The sequence below is a fragment of the Mycetocola zhadangensis genome (assembly GCF_003668565.1).
Lineage (GTDB): Bacteria > Actinomycetota > Actinomycetes > Actinomycetales > Microbacteriaceae > Mycetocola_A > Mycetocola_A zhadangensis.
In genome coordinates, this window is record NZ_RCWJ01000001.1 from 522098 (window position 1) to 540065 (window position 17968).

Sequence of the window (17968 nt, forward strand, 5' to 3'; positions counted from 1 at the left end):
TATGGGTGTACTCCGCGACGCGCGCAAGGCCGTCAAGATCGGCAGGGACCTGCTGGCCAACCGTCGAGCTCGAGGCGAGCTGTCTCAGCGGCTCTCGAAGCTGCCACCGCTCGAACCGGGCAAGTACAAGATCGCCGTCTATTTCGCCGACGGCCAGGTCAACATGTACCAGATTCGTCAGTGGTACAAACCGCTCGCAGAACTCGCGAAAACCTGGCCTGTGGTGGTGCTGAGCCGGGGAGCGACCGCAGCGACGAAACTGTTCGAGGAATCACCGCTCCCCGTCGCCTATGTGCGAACCGTCGTGGCGCTCGAGCAGACGCTCGCCGAGCAGGACATCCGCATCGTGTTCTACGTCAACCAGAACACGAAGAACTTCCAGATGTTCCGGTACGGGCAGCGCTGGCACGTTTTCATCAACCACGGTGAGAGCGACAAGATGTACATGACGACCAACCAGTTCAAGGCGTATGACTACAGCCTCGTCGCCGGTGACGCCGCGCTCGCACGCCTGCAGAAGGTGCTGTGGGACTTCGACTTCGACAAGCGCGCCATCAAGATCGGACGTCCGCAGGCCGACCATTACTCGGGCGTGCTTCCCTATACCCCTGACGAGCGCACCGTCGTGCTCTACGCGCCAACGTGGGAGGGTGACCGCCGTTCTGCGGCGTACGGTTCGATCGCCAGCCACGGTGTGAAGCTGGTGCGGGCCCTCCTCGCCACAGGAAAGCACCGGGTGGTTTACAGGCCGCACCCGCGCAGCGGTGTTGTCGATCACACGTATGGAGCGGCGAACCGGGAGATCATCGGAATGCTCGCCGCCGCGAACACGGCGGATCCGACAGCGCAGCACGTTCACGACACAGGCTCAGAGCTCGGCTGGCAGCTCTCGAGCGCCGACGTCGCGATCGTCGACATCTCGGCCATGGTTTACGATCGTCTGGCCAGCGGCAAGCCGCTGATGATCACACGCCCCGTTGATCCAGAGGCGAAGATCGATCTCGGCGGCTACCTTTCCGCCTGTGAGTGGTTGACGGCTGACGACGCAACCGAGATCGTGCGGCACACGGATCGCCTTCTTCATGACCCGGATGCTGTCGGTCGCCTGGCCGTGTGGGCCGAGCGATACTTCGGAGACACCGCCCCCGGCGCGGCGACCGCGCGGTTCCACGCGGCCGTCCAGCACCTGATGGACCAGTGGGAACACTACTCGGCGATTCACTCCAATGACGAGGAGCAGCAGATCTCGGCGGTTCCCTCGCGCGGACCGGCCGCAGCCGTTTCGGGGTCGGCGAGCGGATCTGCCCGGCCGACGGGTGACACCGGCGAGGATGACGACGAGCTCTAGGAGCGCTTAGTTCCCTGGGTCTGAATCAGGCGACTTTTTTGATTTCGCGCGTGATGGCATCCGTTCGCGAAGTGCACGCATGGTCCTGCTCGGGGTGCGAGAGCGGTCTCGCGGCTCGAGTTCGAGAGGCAGGACGAGGGGTGCGGGGCCGAAGGCATTTCTCGACGACAGGATCACCTGCTTGCCTGCGAGGTGATTGCCGATGCCGCCGATGGCAGCGCCGATACCGAACGGAAGCGCTTTGCCGACGAACGAGGATCCCTGGTTCACGGCGAAGTGCTTGAGGAAGCGGCGTTTGAGGTCGTCAGCGACGGGGCCCATCACAGCTTGCGGGACGCTCGAGGCCACGAGCTGGCCCCAGTACCTGTTGCGTGGCGGCCCGCCCTGGAAAGCCTGGCCGGTGAACTGTTTGACCAGGTCGATTCCGGATTTGCCGAGCATGAGCGTCATCACAAGGGCTCGCGCTCTCACGGGGTCGTCGACGGCGATGCCGTGCACTTCGGCGACCGACTGGGCGAAGAGGGCTGTTGTCTCGAGGAACCCGAGAGTTTCTGCCCCGGAGAGTGCGATCGTGATGCCGGTTCCTACCCCGGGCACCATGGCTGTCGCGCCGACAGCGGCGCCGCCGGAGGTGATGGCCGTGAGGTACCGCCGCTCAAGCACCCTGACCAGCTGGTCGGGAGTGGCGCCTGGGTACTGTCGGCGGAGGCCACGAATGTGGGCCACGACAACCGGTCGCTGAACGGAAAGGGCGCGATCGACGCCGCGGAGCCACAGTGGCCCGTGAGTGGGATCCACCGGGTCGGAGCGGAACTCGGCGTCGTCAACGATACGGATTCGGTCAGACTGCGTTTTCATGAACTACCCCTCATCACGCTGGTGCGCAGAAGAATAAGTTTAGGTTCGCACGCTGGGAGACCGGTGGGCTTGACAGCCGTTGGGGTCAGCTGTGGTACTGGGCGTTGTACCTGTCGAGAACCTCATTGATCGGACCATCGAGAACGAGTTCACCCTTGTCCAGGTAGAGGCCGCGCGTGCAGAACCGGCGAAGATCCTTCTCGTTGTGTGAGACGAAGAAGAGTGTGCGACCCCCGGCGAGCAACTCCTCGATGCGGCGGTAGCACTTCTCCTTGAAACTGCGGTCACCGACGGCGAGCACCTCGTCAACGAGGATGATCGGCTCTTCGAGCATCGAGATGACACTGAACGCGATGCGCACCTTCATGCCGCTCGACAGATGTTTGTATGGGGTGTCGATGAAGTCGCCGATTTCCGCGAAGTCGATGATGTCGTCGAACCGCGCCGCGATCTCTCGCTTGGTCATGCCGTGCAGACCAGCGGTCAGGTAGACGTTGTCACGGACGGTCAGGTCATTTACGAAACCACCGGTGATCTCGATCAGCGGTGCGACACCGCCTGTGACGTCGACTGTGCCCTCGTCAGCCAAAACAACGCCGGCCACGAGCTTCAGCAGCGTCGACTTGCCCTGCCCGTTCCGACCGACGACGCCGATCGCTTCGCCGGGCATCACGTCAAAGCTCACGTTGCGGAACGCCCAGAACTCACCGGGGCGCGAGCGCCGTGTGCTGCCTGAGAACAGATCCTTGAAGTTTCTGCGACCGCCACGATTGCGCCTGAATCGAATGCCGGCGCCTGCGACGCGGATGACGGGGGTCGGCATCACAGCTCCTTTAGAACGGTGCGTTCGGACCGCTTGAATACCCACAGCCCGATCAGCAGGAAGAGGACGCTCATTGCCGCCGACACGATGACGGGGTACCAGTCGAGCTGTTCAGGGAAGAACGCTGAGCGGTACAGCGAGAAGATGCCGCCGAGCGGATTGAACGCTGCGAATGGTTGGAGTTCGGCGGGGAGGTCGCTGAAGCCGTAGACGATGGGGGAGGCGTAGAAGAGGAACCGGAGAACGAGCTTGATTGCTCGCTCGAGGTCCCGGAAGAAGACAACGAGGGGAGCAACGATGAGGCCGATCCCGATCGTGAGAACCGCCTGGATGAGGATGGCAAGAGGGAACAGCAGTGCGTTCCAGTTGAGGGCTGCGCCCGTGAAGATTGCGAATGCCAACAGCACGGGCAGTGCGGCAACGTACTCGATGCCTTTGGAGAGGACCAGGCGATTGACCCAGATCGTGCGAGGGATTGAGGTGGAGCGCACAAGCTTCGCCTCGCGGATGAACGCTCTCGTGCTGTCAGAGACAGCGCCGTTGAACCACATCCACGGCAGAAGCCCTGCGAGGAGAAACACGATGTACGGGTCTTCACCAACCGAGCCGCCGCGTTGAAAGACAACGACGAAAACGAAGTAGTAGATGAACGCCATGACCAGTGGATCGAGGATCGACCAGACGTAGCCCAAAGCGCTTGTCGAGTACCGCACCCGAAGGTCCCGCTTGGTCAAAAGCCAGAGCGCGTGGCGGTATCTGGTCAGGTACGACCGCTGTGTGCGGCGCACGCCGGAATCAGAACTCACAGCCACAAACATATCCGCAAACGAAGACCGGCACGGTCAAGGACGCGTGCCGGTCTGTCGAAGGAACGAGATCAAACGAAGAGGTTTGCCCGCTCGAGGTCTTCCGCAAAATCGACCTCAACGGCGTACAGGTCGGAGATGTTTACGGGCTCGACGAGCATGCGGTCCTGTTCGATCGCAAGCTCAATGCCGCGCTCGAAGTAGTCCTGGTCGTCAACACGGCCCAGCTGGCGAAGCAGGTTGGCTTTGTCATCGCGTGAGACGTAGTTGATGCCAACAGCTTCCCCGAGTCCGCCCTTGACGGTCTTGGACAGCTCCTGGATGTATCCCTCGGCGCTGGTTGTGTACTTGACCTCTTCGTCCGACACCTTCGAGGTGTTGACGGTGACGAATGACTGGTCGCGGGCCATCATGGCGGCAGCACGATCAAGAACTGTCGGGTCGAAGACGACGTCACCGTTCATCCACAGCACGCCACCGGGCTGCGAGGCGTTGAGTGCGCGCATGAGGCTCTTCGATGTGTTGGTCTGGTCGTACTGCTCGTTGTACACGAACGATGCGTCAGGGAAAGCTTCGATGATGTGCTCGAGCTTGTAGCCCACAACGATGGTCACCTTGACGTTCTTCCCGAACGCGTGGTGGATGTTGTCGAACTGCTGCTGCATGATGGTGCGGCCGTCGCTGAGCTCGGTCAGCGGCTTCGGCAATGAACGGCCGAGTCGGCTTCCCATACCTGCGGCCAGAATTACTACCTGGGTGGTCACGAGATTCTCCTCAAGATCGATTCAAGGCAGTCCGGCCGCCAACTGTGGCGGAATTTGTTCGGAGTTAACCTGAAAGTAGACGAAATGACACCCCGTTATGCCATCGTCCACGTTAGCGCGGCACCCGGATTGGGGTCAGTAGCAAGTCGTTTGTTGTTGTCGTATCGTAATAAGCCACTCGGCGTATTAACAGGTTCAGATTTGACGCAAAACGACATCCGTCTCGAATCGGCCACGGGCAATTGATAGGTTGGGTCAGTGACTACTGTGCCGCCCGCTTCCCCCGACGACACACCAGATGACCCTAAAAAGATTGCGCCGATCTCTAGCCCTTTGATCGAGTCCTCCGGTGCCCCGCAGGGCGCCGATGGTCACGCATCGGGATCCGGCGAATCGAGCGCAAAGGCGTTCCCGACCACCGAACCGGAGTCGTCTGCGAAGCCCCGATCCGCTCCCGCAGCAAAGAAGAAGGCCACACCGGGCTCCCCGAAGAGCCCAGCGAAGACGACTACCGCGGGGGCAGGGGCCTCCGGCGCAAAAAAGACTCCGGCGCGCACATCATCCGCGGGATCATCGACGGGAAAGCCCCGCGCACCACGAGCGACCCCCAAGGCCCAGGTAGCAGCGCCTGGATCCGCCAGCGAACCGGCCACTCCCTCCTCCGGCCAGGCGCAGGTGAACAAGCCCGCAGCGAAGGCGCCCGCCCGCAAGACGCCAGCGAAGTCGAAGACGGCCGGAGCCGTACCGAAGAAGGCGACGCCCCACAAAATCATGACGAAGACTCAGGCGGAAACTCCTGCGTCGACCGAGAGTGACCTTCGTGACGCCGCCATCGGGTCCACCGAATCGACCTCACTCGAATCGCCGATCCAGGCCACGCCATCAACTGCAGGCGAGACGCCCACTGAACTTGTAGCGGGAACTGGCTCGATCGCCTCTGAGCAGCCGGAGGCGCCTGTGTCAGAGGCGCGCAACGACCAGGAAACGGGCCGTTCGGCTGGCACTCCCGCCAGAGCGCCCAAGGCCACGACGTCCTCGCGCACACCGACGTCAGCCAAAACTCCGGCGCCTCGAGCGCGCGTGGCCGCATCGGTTGCGAAGTCCCCGACCGAAGTGGTCGAGCACGTCGGACCGAAGGTCCCGATCGATGCAAGCCAGATCCCGCCTGTTCCACCGTTGCCCGTTGTGCCTCCCGTCCCGCCGTTGCCTGTCCACGTCACGCCGGAAAGCGGTTCGGACGAAACGTCAGCGGACGTCGGCAGCGTTGCCCGGGTTCCGGAGAGCGCCCACGACAAACTAGATGCCGAGGTTGATGTGCCGCCAGCGGAAACGATGGAACCGCCGAAGTCTGAGGCGGACGATCGCCCGCCCCTCCCGGAAATCTCCGCTGAGGAAGCCGCGCTGCAGTTCGAAACCATGCCAGACGCGGCTGAACAGGCGACGGGTCTGGAAAACCACGAGCCGATGAAGTTTGTGTGGAGCAAGAAGTGGCCGTTCCTCTCTCTCGTTCCTGTCTCCTCGGCGTCCGACGAAAATCCGACGGCACCCGCTCGCGAAACTGACGCGGGTACGGAACGTTCCGACGATGACCTCTTCGTTGACAGCGACGTGGCCGAGCCCGAGACCGCGCAGCCGTTCGAAGAGCAGGAGTTCGTTGGAAATGACGTCTACCCGGATGAGAGCCCGGAGAAGACTGCAGTCATCGAATCGCTCGCGGTAACGGAGCCGATGGTTCCGGAAGCGGACTGGACACTGGTTAACAATGAGCCGACCGACTCCGCTGACTCTGCGACCGAGGTTTTCCGCGCGTACCCCGAAGCCGACGTTTTCCCGGACGCCACAACAGCTGAACTGCCGACAGAGCTGTCCGAAACTAATGTCTTCGATGGTGATGATTTCGAAACGGCGCTCCTGGACCAGTCCACTCGGGATGACGATTTGGACCGAACAGGTACGTCACCCGTTGTCCTGAGTATTCGCGACCTGTCACGCAGCTTCGGGGATACTGTCGCGGTCGACGGTATCGACCTCGAGGTTCGAGAGGGTTCCTTCTACGGGATTGTCGGCCCCAACGGGGCAGGTAAGACCACAACGCTCTCCATGATCACGGGTCTTCTCCGTCCCGACTCCGGGCACATCACAGTGCACGGGATCGACGTGTGGGAAAACCCGGACAAAGCGAAGCGGGCAATCGGAGTGCTGCCCGACCGGCTGCGACTCTTTGACCGACTCACCGGCGCCCAATTGCTCTACTACTCCGGTGTGCTCCGCGGTCTTGACGGCGCAACCGTCCGGTCTCGCGTCAAGGACCTGGCCGCTGCCTTTGGTCTGGAAGACGCCCTCAACCGGCTGGTCACCGACTACTCAGCCGGAATGACCAAGAAGGTCGCTCTGGCTTGCGCGATGATTCACTCGCCGCGACTGCTCGTTCTGGACGAACCGTTCGAATCGGTCGATCCCGTATCTGCCGCGAACGTGATCGAAATTCTCCAGAAGTATGTCGCGCACGGCGGAACCGTAGTGCTCTCGAGCCACGGCATGGATCTGATCCAGCGCGTGTGCGACCACGTCGCGATCGTGGTGAACGGGCAAGTGCTCGCTGCCGGTGCGGTCGATGACGTTCGAGGAAGTGGCACTCTCGAAGACCGATTTGTTGAACTCGCTGGCGGTCGAAAGGCCGCAGAAGGTATGGAATGGTTGCACAGCTTCTCCGACTAAGGCTGCAGCTGCTGGCCAACGTCTTTCGGCGAAGCCCATGGCAGGTGTTCGGCATTCTTCTGGCGACCGTAGCGGGGGCTGGAATCGTTTACCTCCTCGGCGCAGCCCTCATAGCGCTGCGTTTCGCGCCGGACGATCTCACTCGCAACGTTCTGGTTTTCATCGGTTCGTTCGTGGTCCTCGGCTTCGTCCTGCTGCCTCTCATTTTCGGGGTCGACGATGACATGGACCCGCGCTCGTTCGCCCTTTTCGGAACACGCGATCGCACACTGTCAACGGGACTGCTTGTCGCCGCTTTGGTCAGTGTTCCTTCCGTCGTACTTGTGATCCTGAGCCTTCTGACGGCGGTCACCTGGTCGCGCGGGTTTTTCCCGTTCACCCTGGCGCTCCTGTCTGCCTTGCTCGCCGTCGCGACCTGCGTTATCGCCGCCAGAGTCACCACTGCCGTCGCCTCCCTGCTGCTCGCCACCCGCCGTTCGCGGGAACTCACCGGGGTTATCGGCATCGTTCTGCTTGTGCTCCTGGCTCCGGCGGTCATTCTTCTCTCGAGCGTGAACTGGGGCCGCGACGGAGCCGCTGTCCTCGGCAGCGCCGCCGACGTGATCAGCTGGACCCCCTTCGGTGCCGTCTGGTCGTTCCCAGGTGACGTTGCCATGGGAGACATCGGCGCTGCGTTCCTCAAGCTTCTGATTGCCGTTGCAACAGTGGGCCTGCTCTGGCTGGCCTGGGACCGAGTTGTCGCGCACATGCTCGTCACTCCCGAGCGCGAGCCCGTTGTTAGGACCTACGGTGGCATGGGCTGGTTCGACGTTCTGCCCGGTCGTCCCGGGGCGGTCATCGCCGCTCGGAGCATCACCTACTGGGCCCGCGACCCCCGCTACCTCGTGTCAATCGTGATCATCCCGATCGTGCCGATCATCATGATCGTGCCGTTCCTTGTGGTCGGCGTTGACATGCAGACGCTCACGCTGCTTCCCCTGCCCGTGATGGCGATCTTCCTCGGCTGGTCACTCCACAACGACCTCGCATTCGACTCGACGGCGGTCTGGCTGCACTTTGCCTCCGGCATTCGTGGTTTCTCAGACCGAATCGGTCGCATGTTCCCGATCCTGCTCATCGGCGTCCCGTTGATCATCATCGGATCGATGGTGAGCATCACCTTCTACGGCGACTGGGTCGTGCTCCCGTCGATGATCGGCGTCTCGACCGCGTTGTTCCTCGGAGGAGTCGGCCTGTCCAGCTACATCTCCGCGCGATTCCCGTATCCGGCTGCGCTGCCCGGCGACAGCCCGTTCCAGCAGCCTCAGTCGTCCGGCGCCCTCGGCGGCCTCTCGCAGACGCTTGGGCTTGTCGGGTCACTCCTGGTCGCGACGCCTGCCCTGATTCTGGCCTGGTTCGGATTCACGAGCGAGCCGTCCTGGCATGTGCTTTCCCTGTGGGCGGGAGTCGGACTCGGTGTTGTCGCGTTGATCCTCGGTGTGTGGCTCGGCGGTCGCGTTTTCGACCGTCGCGGACCCGAAATCATGGCATTCGCCGTCAGTCATTAGGCCCAGTGAACCGCGTACAATTGCAGCATGATTGACGCACGCGTGAGTATCGCAGACCCCGGATCCCGGCCTGACGCCGGAGGCACATCGGTTCTTGACCGCGAACTCGAAGAGCTCCTAAACAGCGAGGGCGTCGAGCCCGGCGATCATGAACGCTTCTCCCACTACGTGAAGAAGGACAAGATCCTGCAGTCGGCCATCAGCGGTAAGCCGGTGAAGGCTCTCTGCGGTAAAAAGTGGACGCCTGGTCGCGACCCCGAGAAGTTCCCGGTCTGCCCGACCTGCAAAGAGATCTACGAAAAGATGAAGTCCGAATAGTTCGGTTTTTCTCAGCTGACGAAGCGTGTCGGCAGCGTGGGGTCCCCGCGGCCAAGCCGTGCAGCATCCGCTGGCAATTCCTTCAGCACGCGGGCGCGGTGCTCGCGTGCTTTCGCCGTTCCGGCTGGACCCGTGTACTGCGCGTCGATCTCGCCACGGTCGACTAGTTGAACCAGTAGCGGCCGTTCCGACTCATGCAAGCGAGCGGATGCTTCGGGGCCGTCGCCAACGTACACGACTTCCTCGACGGCAATGTTCGAGCTATTGAGGCGGCGGACGGGGAACTTTCTTCCGCCGACGCCGACCTTGCCTTCCGAAGTCTTCGCTACCGAGACCCATGAGCCCTCGGTGTTCTTGCGAGCAACGAGCTTGTAGACCATGCCGGCAGCGGGGGAGCCTGACCCAGTGACGACTGAGGTTCCGACACCGTACGAATCGACCGGCACCGCTGCCAGAGCTGCGATGGCGTGTTCGTCCAGGTCGTTGGTCACCGTGATCTTCGTGTGTGGTGCCCCAAGTGCATCGAGTTGTGCGCGCACCTCCAGAACCAAGGTGGGCAGGTCGCCTGAGTCCAGGCGCACGGCTCCGAGCTCCGCGCCGGCCACACGCACCGCTGTTTCGATGCCGGCCTCAACGTTGTACGTGTCGACCAGGAGCGTCGTCTCCGGCCCGGAGGCCGCGATTTGCGCGCGGAATGCTTCTTCTTCGGTCTCGTGCAAAAGGGTAAAGGCGTGGGCAGCAGTGCCCATGGTTGGAATGCCCCAGGTGCGCCCAGCCTCAAGGTTGCTGGTTGCGTCAAACCCGGCGACGTATGCGGCGCGCGCAGCGGCCACAGCGGCGTGCTCGTTGGCCCGGCGTGAGCCCATCTCTGCGATGGGGCGACCGTGCGCAGCCGTCACCATACGGGTCGCCGCGTTGGCGACGGCCGTGTCGTAGTTGAGCACACTGAGGATGAGGGTCTCGAGAACAACGCCCTCAGCGAAGCTCGACTCAACCGTGAGGACGGGGGAGTTCGGGAAGTAGGCCTCGCCCTCGTGGTATCCCCAAATGTCACCGGAGAACCGATAATCACTCAACCAATCGAGTGTTCGTGGCGCGACAACGGCGTTGTCTCGCAGCCACGACAGCTCGGTCTCCGAAAACCGGAAGTCCCGAATCATCTCGAGGAGGCGCCCGGTGCCCGCAACGACGCCGTAACGACGTGCGCCAGGCAGGCGGCGACCAAACACCTCAAACATGCACTCGGTGTCAGCTGTTCCATGGGCAAGCGCCGCATCAACCATCGTCAGTTCATAACGATCGGTGAGGAGGGCTGTTGAGTTGTGTGGTGATGTCGAGAGGCTCACCCCGCCAGCCTAGCGACGGGTTCGCTCTTTTGAGCGCAGGGTTGCGGTTCCCGGCCCGAGCTCATATGGCGCGGTAGGCTGGAACCCGTGAATGATGCGCCAATCGGAATCTTCGACTCCGGAGTCGGTGGGCTCACCGTCGCTCGAGCGATTCAGGACCAGCTCCCGAACGAAGAGATCCTCTACGTCGGTGACACGGCGCACTCGCCATACGGGCCGAAGCCCATCGCGGATGTTCGCCGCTATTCCCTCGAAGTCCTCGATGACCTCATTGCACAGGGCGTCAAAATGATTGTCATCGCGTGCAATACGGCATCAGCTGCGATGCTTCGAGACGCGCGAGAACGATACTCGGTTCCGGTCATCGAGGTTATTCAGCCGGCAGTGCGGACCGCTGTCGCGAGCACACGCAACCGACGGGTTGGAGTGATCGGTACCGAGGGAACCATCAACTCCCGGGCCTACGAGGATGCGTTCGCCGCTGCACCCGAACTGGCACTCTTCACTGCGGCCTGCCCTCGTTTCGTTGAGTTCGTCGAAGCAGGAATCACTTCCGGTGCCGATGTACTGGCGACAGCAGAACAGTACCTGCAGCCCCTCGTCGAGGCGCGGGTCGACACGGTCGTGCTCGGGTGCACCCATTACCCCTTCCTCAAAGGGGCGATCTCCTACGTCATGGGCCCCGGTGTCACGCTTGTGTCGAGCGACACCGAAACCGCCAACGACGTCTACCGCGTACTCGTTTCCGGCGGCCTCGAGCGCACCAGCCCACGCCCGCCTGCCCACCACTATGAAGCGACAGGTCCAAGCGAAGACGAGTTCCTCGAACTCGCTCACCGACTTATCGGTCGGGAAATCTCACACGTCGATCTCGTACAGACCGGCGTGATCGACCTCGCCGCACTGCGTGCTTACGGCTCGTAGCCTCCCTATTTTGTTTTTCCCATCCCCACGCCGGTTACCGGTGCAACTTCAAGGAGCATTCTCGTGACAGACACCATCCGCAAAGACGGCAGAATCACCACACAGCTGCGTGAGGTCACGATTGAGCGGGGCTGGAGCGACCAGGCCGAGGGCTCAGCGCTCATCTCTTTCGGCAAGACCAAGGTCCTCTGCACCGCGTCATTCACTAATGGCGTACCGCGTTGGCTCGCGGGCAAAGGCAAAGGGTGGGTGACGGCCGAGTACTCGATGCTGCCGCGCTCGACCAACAGCCGAATGGACCGTGAATCGGTCAAGGGTCGTATCGGAGGACGAACCCACGAGATCTCCCGCCTCATTGGCCGCAGCCTTCGTGCCGTCATCGACACCAAGGCTCTCGGCGAGAACACCATTGTCATCGACTGCGACGTGCTCCAGGCTGACGGGGGAACGCGGACCGCTGCGATCACTGGTGCGTACGTCGCACTCGCGGACGCGATTGAATGGGCCCGCGAGAAGAAGTTCATTGGCCAGAAGGCGCAACCGCTGATCGACAGCGTTGCGGCCGTGTCTGTCGGAATCATCGACGGCGAACCGATGCTCGACCTCGCATACGTTGAAGATGTTCGCGCGGAGACCGACATGAACGTCGTCGTCACCGGCCGTGGCCTTTTCGTCGAGGTGCAGGGCACGGCAGAGGGGGCGCCATTCGACCGGAGAGAGCTCGACTCGTTGCTAGACCTGGCCGTCGGCGGAGCAGCCGACCTCACAGCTCTTCAGGTTGAGGCCCTGGGCCGAGCCTCAGCATGACGATCGAGGTGGTGCTGGCCACGCACAACCAGCACAAGGTTCAGGAGTTTCAGAGGATTCTCGGTGCTGCGATGCCTGAGGTCACTGTTCTTGCCTACGACGGGCCTGAGCCGGTCGAAGACGGTGTGACCTTCAGCGAGAACGCGCTCATCAAGGCACGAGCGGCTGCCGCCCACACGGGCCGGATCTCTATGGCTGATGACAGCGGCATCTCCGTGGACGTGCTCGGCGGGGCTCCCGGAATTTTTTCCGCTCGGTGGGCCGGTCCCGGGCACAAAGACAGGGATAATCTCGAGCTTCTGCTCGCTCAACTCACCGACATTGCTCCCGAGCACCGCGCCGCGAGCTTCCTCTGCAACATCGCCCTGGTCGTGCCCGATGGTCACGCCCGCGCTGGTTTCGAACATGTCTCGGTCGGCGTGTGGCCCGGTTCCCTCGCGACACAGCCCAGCGGAAGTCACGGGTTCGGCTACGACCCAATCTTCGTTCCCGAGGGCCACAACGTGTCTGCGGCTGAGCTCGCTCCTGAGACGAAGAACGAGATCAGCCACCGGGCGAGGGCCTTCGCCGATCTCATTCCGACCCTGCGGTCGGTCGCTACGGCATAAACCGAAAGGGTATCCGGCGGACGGACCGATCGCGCCAGCCGGGTAATGAGAACGGCCATCGTTACCATCAACCCGCGGAGTCTGGTGCGGAGCTGCAGTGCCGCCTAGCGTGGTGTTATGGCCCACGATCACACACCGCGCGATATTCACCGCTCCCGTCTTCTCGTGGTCCTGGCCATCGTCGCGGTGGTCTTCGTCGCTGAGGTCGTCGGCGGCATCCTGACGGGATCGCTCGCCCTGCTCGCTGACGCCGGGCACATGCTCAGCGACCTCACCGGACTGCTCATCGCCCTGGTGGCGCTCAGTATCGCCGCGAAGCCTGCCAGCGAGCGGCACACCTATGGCTATCGCCGGACCGAGGTGCTTGGCGCGCTGCTCAACGGACTTCTCCTCCTGGTTGTGGCCGGGGGGATCGGCTACCAGGGCATCCAGCGCCTGCTCGATCCGTCGGGAATCGAGATCCTTGCTGCACCGATGCTCGTAGTGGCCGTCATCGGCCTGATCGCAAATGCCGTTTCGATGGTCATCCTCAGGAGTTCGGCTAAAACATCGCTCAACATGCGTGGCGCCTATCTCGAGGTGTTTGGCGATTTGCTCGGTTCGGTCGGTGTGCTGATCGCCGGAATCATCATCCTGTTCACCGGCCTCGTGCAGGTTGACGCCATCGCGTCCCTGCTCATCGCGGCCGGTATTCTCCCGAGGGCATGGGTGCTGCTTCGCGATGTGTGGCGTGTGCTGAACGAGTCAACACCGGCCGACACAAACGTGCAGCAGATCCGCGATCATATCCGGGGCGCTCCAGGCGTCGTCGATGTGCACGACGTCCATGTCTGGTCGATCACGTCGGGAGAGCCCGTCTTCACCGCTCACGTGGTCGTCGACGCCGAGGTTTTCAGCGGGGGAAGGACCGGGGAGATGCTTGACACGCTCTCAGCTTGCCTTAGCGGCCATTTTGACGTCGAGCACTCTACGTTCCAACTTGAGCCAGCGAAACACGCCGGCCACGAGCATCCGCAGCACCCTTAAGAAACGTCGGGCTTCTTCCGGAAGGTTTCGGGATCGAGCGCGAGGTGGGCTGCTTCTTCCGCATCGGTGCGGCCATCGGGCCCTGCGGCGGTTTCATGTTTTGCTTTGCGGCTGGACTGAATGTAGTGCCAGATGGTCGGGATCAGGGTGATCACCACGGCGGAGATGAGAATGACGTCGATGTATTCCTGGACGAAGTTCGCCACCGGCGGGATATAGCCGAGGAAATAGCCGAAGTAAGTCAGGCCAACGCCCCAGATGATGGCGCCGATGAAGTTGTACAGCGAGTACTTTTTGTAGTTCATGTGGCCAACGCCGGCAGCGACGGGCGCGAAGGTCCGGACGATCGGGACGAAGCGGGCCAGGATGACGGCGAGTCCGCCAAAGCGGGTGAAGAATGCATTGGTGCGCTGCACATTCGTCACGCTGAAAATCCCCGACTCCTTGCGTTCGAAGATTCGCGGACCGGCCTTGTGCCCGATCAGATAGCCCACCTCTCCGCCGAGGAAAGCGGCGAAACCGATCGCAAGCGCGACCCACCAGATTTCGAGGTCGAGGCCTGTCGCCGTTCCGGAGTGCATGCCGTGGAACGTGAGGAGGCCGGTGATCACGAGGAGTGTGTCGCCGGGGAGCAGGAAGCCGATGAGCAAGCCGGTCTCGGCGAAGACGATGAGGCAAACAACGAGTAGCGCCCATGGCCCTGCTGAACCGATGATGCTTTCCGGGTCGAGCCAGGGGATGAGGCCTGTCGAAATCATGAGCGGCTACTACTCCGTAAGTCGTTGCTCGGCGATGGTCGGTGTGACTGTCGGGCCACTCGATCCGTGCGGAAGGTGGGACTTGAACCCACACGCTCGAAAGCACAGGAACCTAAATCCTGCGTGTCTGCCAATTTCACCACTCCCGCTGGCTGTACAAGTCTAGGGGGAAGCGGAGGCTTGTAAACCGGGGGGACCACTTGCTCCCGCCTCGGGGGCACCCCAATTGTGGCCTGTGGATAACTTAAGCGGGCCCCTGTCGGTTTCGGGCAGAATTCCTCCATGAATTCGGCCACCGAGATCATCACCGACCGCATTCGCGAGCGAGTGCGGCGCGATGGGGCGGACCTCTCGTCGTCATCGGGGCTCGCGCAGACCTACGTTCGTGAGGAAGTTCGGCGCTACAGCGAACGAGCGCTCGGAGGCACTCTCCCGCTGATCGCCGACGAGGACGCAACTGAGCGCGAGATCGTCGCGACGCTCACCGGTTTCGGGCCGCTCCAGGGATATCTCGATGATCCTGGAATTGAGGAGATCTGGATCAACTCGCCGACCAAGGTTTTCGTCGCACGAAACGGCGTGGCTGAGCTCACCAACACTGTGCTCACCGAGGCCGCGGTTCGTGACTTGGTCGAGCGCATGCTGCAATCCACGGGAAGGCGTGTCGATCTCAGCTCTCCGTTCGTCGACGCTTCCTTGCCAGACGGCTCACGACTTCATGTCACCATTCCAGACGTCACGAGGCGGCATGTTGCGGTCAACATTCGCAAATTCCGACGGAACGTCCGCGATCTCGCCCAGCTGGTTGCCCTCGGCTCCTTGAGCGCGCAGGCTGCCGAGTTTCTCAGGGCCTGCGTTCGCAGCGGCCAAAACATCCTGGTATCAGGCGGTACCCAGGCTGGCAAGACCACGCTGCTCGGCGCGTTGCTCGGCACGGCGCCAGCGCACGAGCGCATCGTCACCGTCGAGGAGACGTTCGAGCTCGACCTCTCCGCAACTGACGTCGTCGCCATGCAGTGCCGACAGCCGAACCTCGAAGGCAGCGGTGAGGTCACACTGCGCCGTCTCATCAAGGAGGCGCTCAGGATGCGACCGGACCGGCTCGTGGTCGGCGAAGTTCGTGAGGCTGAAAGCCTCGACCTGCTCATCGCCATGAACTCGGGACTTCCCGGGATGTGTTCGATCCACGCGAACTCAGGCCGGGACGCGCTCGTGAAGCTGTCAACATTGCCGCTCTTGGCCGGGCGCAATATCGACTCCGCGTTCGTGCAGCCGACCGTCGCGTCATGCATCGACATCGTGGTGCATCTCGAGATCGACGGCAGCGGGTTTCGCCGGGTTCACGAGATCCTCGCGCTGAGCGGGGTGTTGAACGGCCCGGTGATCGAGGCAAGTCGGCTGTTCGGGCTGCGCGACGGTCTGTTGCAGGCAACAGGAAGCCACCCCACAAAACGCGCCAAGTTTGATGCCGCGGGAATCGACCCGAGTGCGATCCTCCGAAGGGGCGGAACATGACCTTCCTCCTCGGGTGCCTGCTCGCGGCCGGTGTGCTGCTCACCGCGTCACCCTGGCTGTTCCCCGCGAAGGACGAGCGCACCCGGCCAACGGCGCGACGCAGTGGGCGGCTTCACTCGGCGCTCGCAGGTGCGGGCCTCGCGGCCGTGCCGGTTCCAGTCTTTCTGGCGCTCTCGATCCTCGCCGGTGTTTTCGTTGCCGCACTCGCGTTCGCTCTCACAGGGGTGCTCGCGCTTGGCCTCTGTGGAGCTGTTCTTGGAGGGCTACTTCCCGTTCTTCTCGTTCGATGGCGTGCGCGAGCCAAGCGGATGGCTCACCGTGCCTTGTGGCCCGATGTCGTCGATCACCTCGTTGGGTCCGTCCGTTCGGGCCTTGCCCTGCCCGACGCCGTTGCCAGCCTCTCGCGCACGGGCCCTGAGATGCTTCGGGAAGAGTTTGCCGGATTCGAGCGTGATTACCGCAGCACCGGTTCGTTCAGCGGAAGCCTTGATCGGCTGAAGGATCACCTCGCGGACCCGGTACCGGACCGGATCATAGAAACCCTGCGAATGGCGCGTGAGGTCGGCGGCGCAGACCTCGCAACCGTGCTGCGCAGTTTGTCCGCCTACCTTCGGTCCGATCACGCGATCCGCTCGGAAGTCGAGGCCAGGCAATCGTGGATCAAGAGCGCCGCCAAACTGGGCGTCGCGGCTCCGTGGCTCATTCTCCTCCTGCTGTCAACGCGCCCCGAGGCATCCGTCGCATACAACTCGCCAGGTGGAGCGGTGCTCATCGCCGTTGGTGCTGCCGTCTCAGTGATCGCTTACCGAATCATGCTCGCGCTCGGCAGGCTGCCGCAGGAGAGGCGGTGGTTCACGTGAGCACGTCGCTGGGCTGGGGGATCCTCTTCGGTGCGACCCTGGGCCTCGGGCTCTGGTCCATCGTCGCCATGCTGCCCCGGTTCGGCGGCCCCACCCTGGCTGACCGGGTTGCGCCGTATCTTGTTGATGTGTCCGAGGGCGCCCGGCTCTACACCGAGAGGCGATTCACCGATCCTCTTCCGATTCTCGGCAGGCTGCTCAGCCCTGCGTTACGAAGGCTCAGCGCCAGCCTGACCGCTGTGCTCGGCGGGAGCGCGATTGTGCAACGCAACCTCGACCGCGCCGGTGTGGATATCGACGTGCAGAGGTTTCGGCTAGAGCAGCTTCTGTGGTGCCTGGCCGGACTCGGGTTGGGTGTCGTGGGTGCTGGAATCGGATCGGTGAATCGGATGCTCCCGGTTGCGCTGGTCATAGCGCTCCCGATCCTGTGCGGCATCGGCGGGCTGGTACTTCGCGACACCGCCCTCTCGAGGCAAGCGACGGCCCGGGCGGACCGAATGACCGCCGAGCTTCCGACCGTGCTCGAGTTTCTCAGCCTCAGCCTCTCAGCGGGTGAGGGCATCCTCGACGCGCTTCGCCGGATGGGGAATATCGGCTCAGGCGAACTCAGCAGGGAGTTTCGAAGTGTCGTCACCGCTGTTCACACGGGAGTGCCGCTCGCCACAGCGCTGACCGATGTCGCTCGGCGGGCAGACATTCCCGCTCTGAACCGTTGTGTCGAGCAACTGGTCGCCGCACTCGAGCGAGGATCGCCGCTTGCCGAGGTGCTCAGGGCTCAGGCGCAGGACGCCAGGGACGATGCCAAGCGAGCACTGCTTGAGGTCGCGGGGAAGAAGGAGGTCGCGATGCTGATCCCGCTCGTCTTCCTCATCCTGCCCTTGTCCATTCTGTTCGCAATCTTCCCCGGAATCTTCGTACTTCAGTCCGGCTTCTGACCCGCGA

18 protein-coding genes and 1 tRNA gene are annotated in these 17968 nt (G+C 62.7%); 11 read left to right on the top strand and 8 right to left on the bottom strand.

From position 1 onward, the window contains the following. The first annotated feature begins 1 nt into the window (after window position 1). On the top strand, window positions 2-1348 hold the full coding sequence (locus tag D9V28_RS02490) for a CDP-glycerol glycerophosphotransferase family protein (protein ID WP_229727692.1): 1347 nt from the start codon (window positions 2-4) through the stop codon (window positions 1346-1348). Between the two features lie 6 nt (window positions 1349-1354). On the opposite strand, the gene D9V28_RS02495 is transcribed toward D9V28_RS02490, so the two are convergent. From D9V28_RS02495 to D9V28_RS02515, 5 genes are all read right to left on the bottom strand, one after another. Next, window positions 1355-2206: a hypothetical protein gene (locus D9V28_RS02495; RefSeq protein ID WP_121658118.1), complete on the bottom strand. Its 852-nt coding sequence runs from the start codon at window positions 2204-2206 to the stop codon at window positions 1355-1357. 85 nt (window positions 2207-2291) lie between these two features. Continuing rightward, window positions 2292-3029, bottom strand: coding sequence for an ABC transporter ATP-binding protein (locus D9V28_RS02500; protein ID WP_121658119.1), 738 nt, complete (start codon window positions 3027-3029; stop codon window positions 2292-2294). Further along, entirely contained in the window at window positions 3029-3847 is an 819-nt protein-coding gene (locus D9V28_RS02505; protein WP_183086407.1) for an ABC transporter permease, read from the bottom strand. The genes D9V28_RS02500 and D9V28_RS02505 overlap by 1 nt, the downstream gene beginning before the upstream one ends. A 59-nt stretch (window positions 3848-3906) precedes the next feature. Beyond that, on the bottom strand, window positions 3907-4599 hold the full coding sequence (locus D9V28_RS02510; RefSeq protein ID WP_121658120.1) for a phosphocholine cytidylyltransferase family protein: 693 nt from the start codon (window positions 4597-4599) through the stop codon (window positions 3907-3909). Window positions 4600-4970: 371 nt separating this feature from the next. Beyond that, a complete protein-coding gene (locus tag D9V28_RS02515; RefSeq protein WP_121658121.1) occupies window positions 4971-5372 on the bottom strand; it encodes a hypothetical protein in 402 nt (133 codons plus the stop codon). Here D9V28_RS02515 and D9V28_RS16200 point away from each other — a divergent pair. The 3 genes from D9V28_RS16200 to D9V28_RS02530 are packed head-to-tail and all read left to right on the top strand — an operon-like array spanning window position 5371 to window position 9182. Further along, window positions 5371-7317, top strand: coding sequence for an ATP-binding cassette domain-containing protein (locus tag D9V28_RS16200; protein WP_229727694.1), 1947 nt, complete (start codon window positions 5371-5373; stop codon window positions 7315-7317). The genes D9V28_RS02515 and D9V28_RS16200 overlap by 2 nt on opposite strands. After that, the gene (locus D9V28_RS02525; protein WP_229727695.1) at window positions 7293-8864 is read left to right on the top strand and encodes a hypothetical protein; all 1572 of its coding nucleotides are present in this window, start codon (window positions 7293-7295) and stop codon (window positions 8862-8864) included. Before D9V28_RS16200 ends, D9V28_RS02525 begins: the two co-directional genes overlap by 25 nt. 27 nt (window positions 8865-8891) lie before the next feature. Further along, window positions 8892-9182, top strand: coding sequence for a DUF3039 domain-containing protein (locus D9V28_RS02530; protein WP_121658122.1), 291 nt, complete (start codon window positions 8892-8894; stop codon window positions 9180-9182). An 11-nt stretch (window positions 9183-9193) separates the two neighbouring features. Here D9V28_RS02530 and D9V28_RS02535 read toward each other — a convergent pair whose 3' ends face one another. Beyond that, window positions 9194-10528, bottom strand: coding sequence for a nicotinate phosphoribosyltransferase (locus tag D9V28_RS02535; protein ID WP_121658123.1), 1335 nt, complete (start codon window positions 10526-10528; stop codon window positions 9194-9196). Between the two features lie 87 nt (window positions 10529-10615). Here D9V28_RS02535 and murI point away from each other — a divergent pair, with 87 nt between their 5' ends. The 4 genes from murI to D9V28_RS02555 all read left to right on the top strand — a co-directional run bounded on the left by murI (window position 10616) and on the right by D9V28_RS02555 (window position 13893). Then, window positions 10616-11452, top strand: a complete 837-nt coding sequence (murI, locus tag D9V28_RS02540; protein WP_121658124.1) for a glutamate racemase — start codon at window positions 10616-10618, stop codon at window positions 11450-11452. A gap of 63 nt (window positions 11453-11515) precedes the next feature. Further along, on the top strand, window positions 11516-12259 hold the full coding sequence (rph, locus tag D9V28_RS02545; protein WP_121658125.1) for a ribonuclease PH: 744 nt from the start codon (window positions 11516-11518) through the stop codon (window positions 12257-12259). Then, entirely contained in the window at window positions 12256-12867 is a 612-nt protein-coding gene (rdgB, locus tag D9V28_RS02550) for an RdgB/HAM1 family non-canonical purine NTP pyrophosphatase (protein ID WP_121658126.1), read from the top strand. The genes rph and rdgB overlap by 4 nt, the downstream gene beginning before the upstream one ends. Window positions 12868-12984: 117 nt before the next feature. Beyond that, on the top strand, window positions 12985-13893 hold the full coding sequence (locus tag D9V28_RS02555) for a cation diffusion facilitator family transporter (protein WP_121658127.1): 909 nt from the start codon (window positions 12985-12987) through the stop codon (window positions 13891-13893). On the opposite strand, the gene D9V28_RS02560 is transcribed toward D9V28_RS02555, so the two are convergent. Together D9V28_RS02560 and D9V28_RS02565 are read right to left on the bottom strand one after the other, a co-directional pair. Next, entirely contained in the window at window positions 13890-14651 is a 762-nt protein-coding gene (locus D9V28_RS02560; RefSeq protein WP_121658128.1) for a DedA family protein, read from the bottom strand. The two genes, D9V28_RS02555 and D9V28_RS02560, sit on opposite strands and share 4 nt — an antisense overlap. Before the next feature lie 67 nt (window positions 14652-14718). Beyond that, window positions 14719-14800, bottom strand: a tRNA-Leu gene (locus D9V28_RS02565). 133 nt (window positions 14801-14933) lie between these two features. Between D9V28_RS02565 and D9V28_RS02570 the strand changes: the two genes are divergently transcribed. Genes D9V28_RS02570 through D9V28_RS02580 form a run of 3 tightly spaced genes read left to right on the top strand, consistent with a single transcriptional unit; the run spans window position 14934 to window position 17961 of the window. Continuing rightward, window positions 14934-16166: a TadA family conjugal transfer-associated ATPase gene (locus D9V28_RS02570; RefSeq protein WP_121658129.1), complete on the top strand. Its 1233-nt coding sequence runs from the start codon at window positions 14934-14936 to the stop codon at window positions 16164-16166. Then, a complete protein-coding gene (locus D9V28_RS02575; RefSeq protein ID WP_121658130.1) occupies window positions 16163-17026 on the top strand; it encodes a type II secretion system F family protein in 864 nt (287 codons plus the stop codon). Before D9V28_RS02570 ends, D9V28_RS02575 begins: the two co-directional genes overlap by 4 nt. After that, complete coding sequence (locus tag D9V28_RS02580; protein ID WP_229727696.1) at window positions 17023-17961, top strand: type II secretion system F family protein; 939 nt, start codon at window positions 17023-17025, stop codon at window positions 17959-17961. Before D9V28_RS02575 ends, D9V28_RS02580 begins: the two co-directional genes overlap by 4 nt. The last annotated feature ends 7 nt before the right edge of the window (window positions 17962-17968 follow it).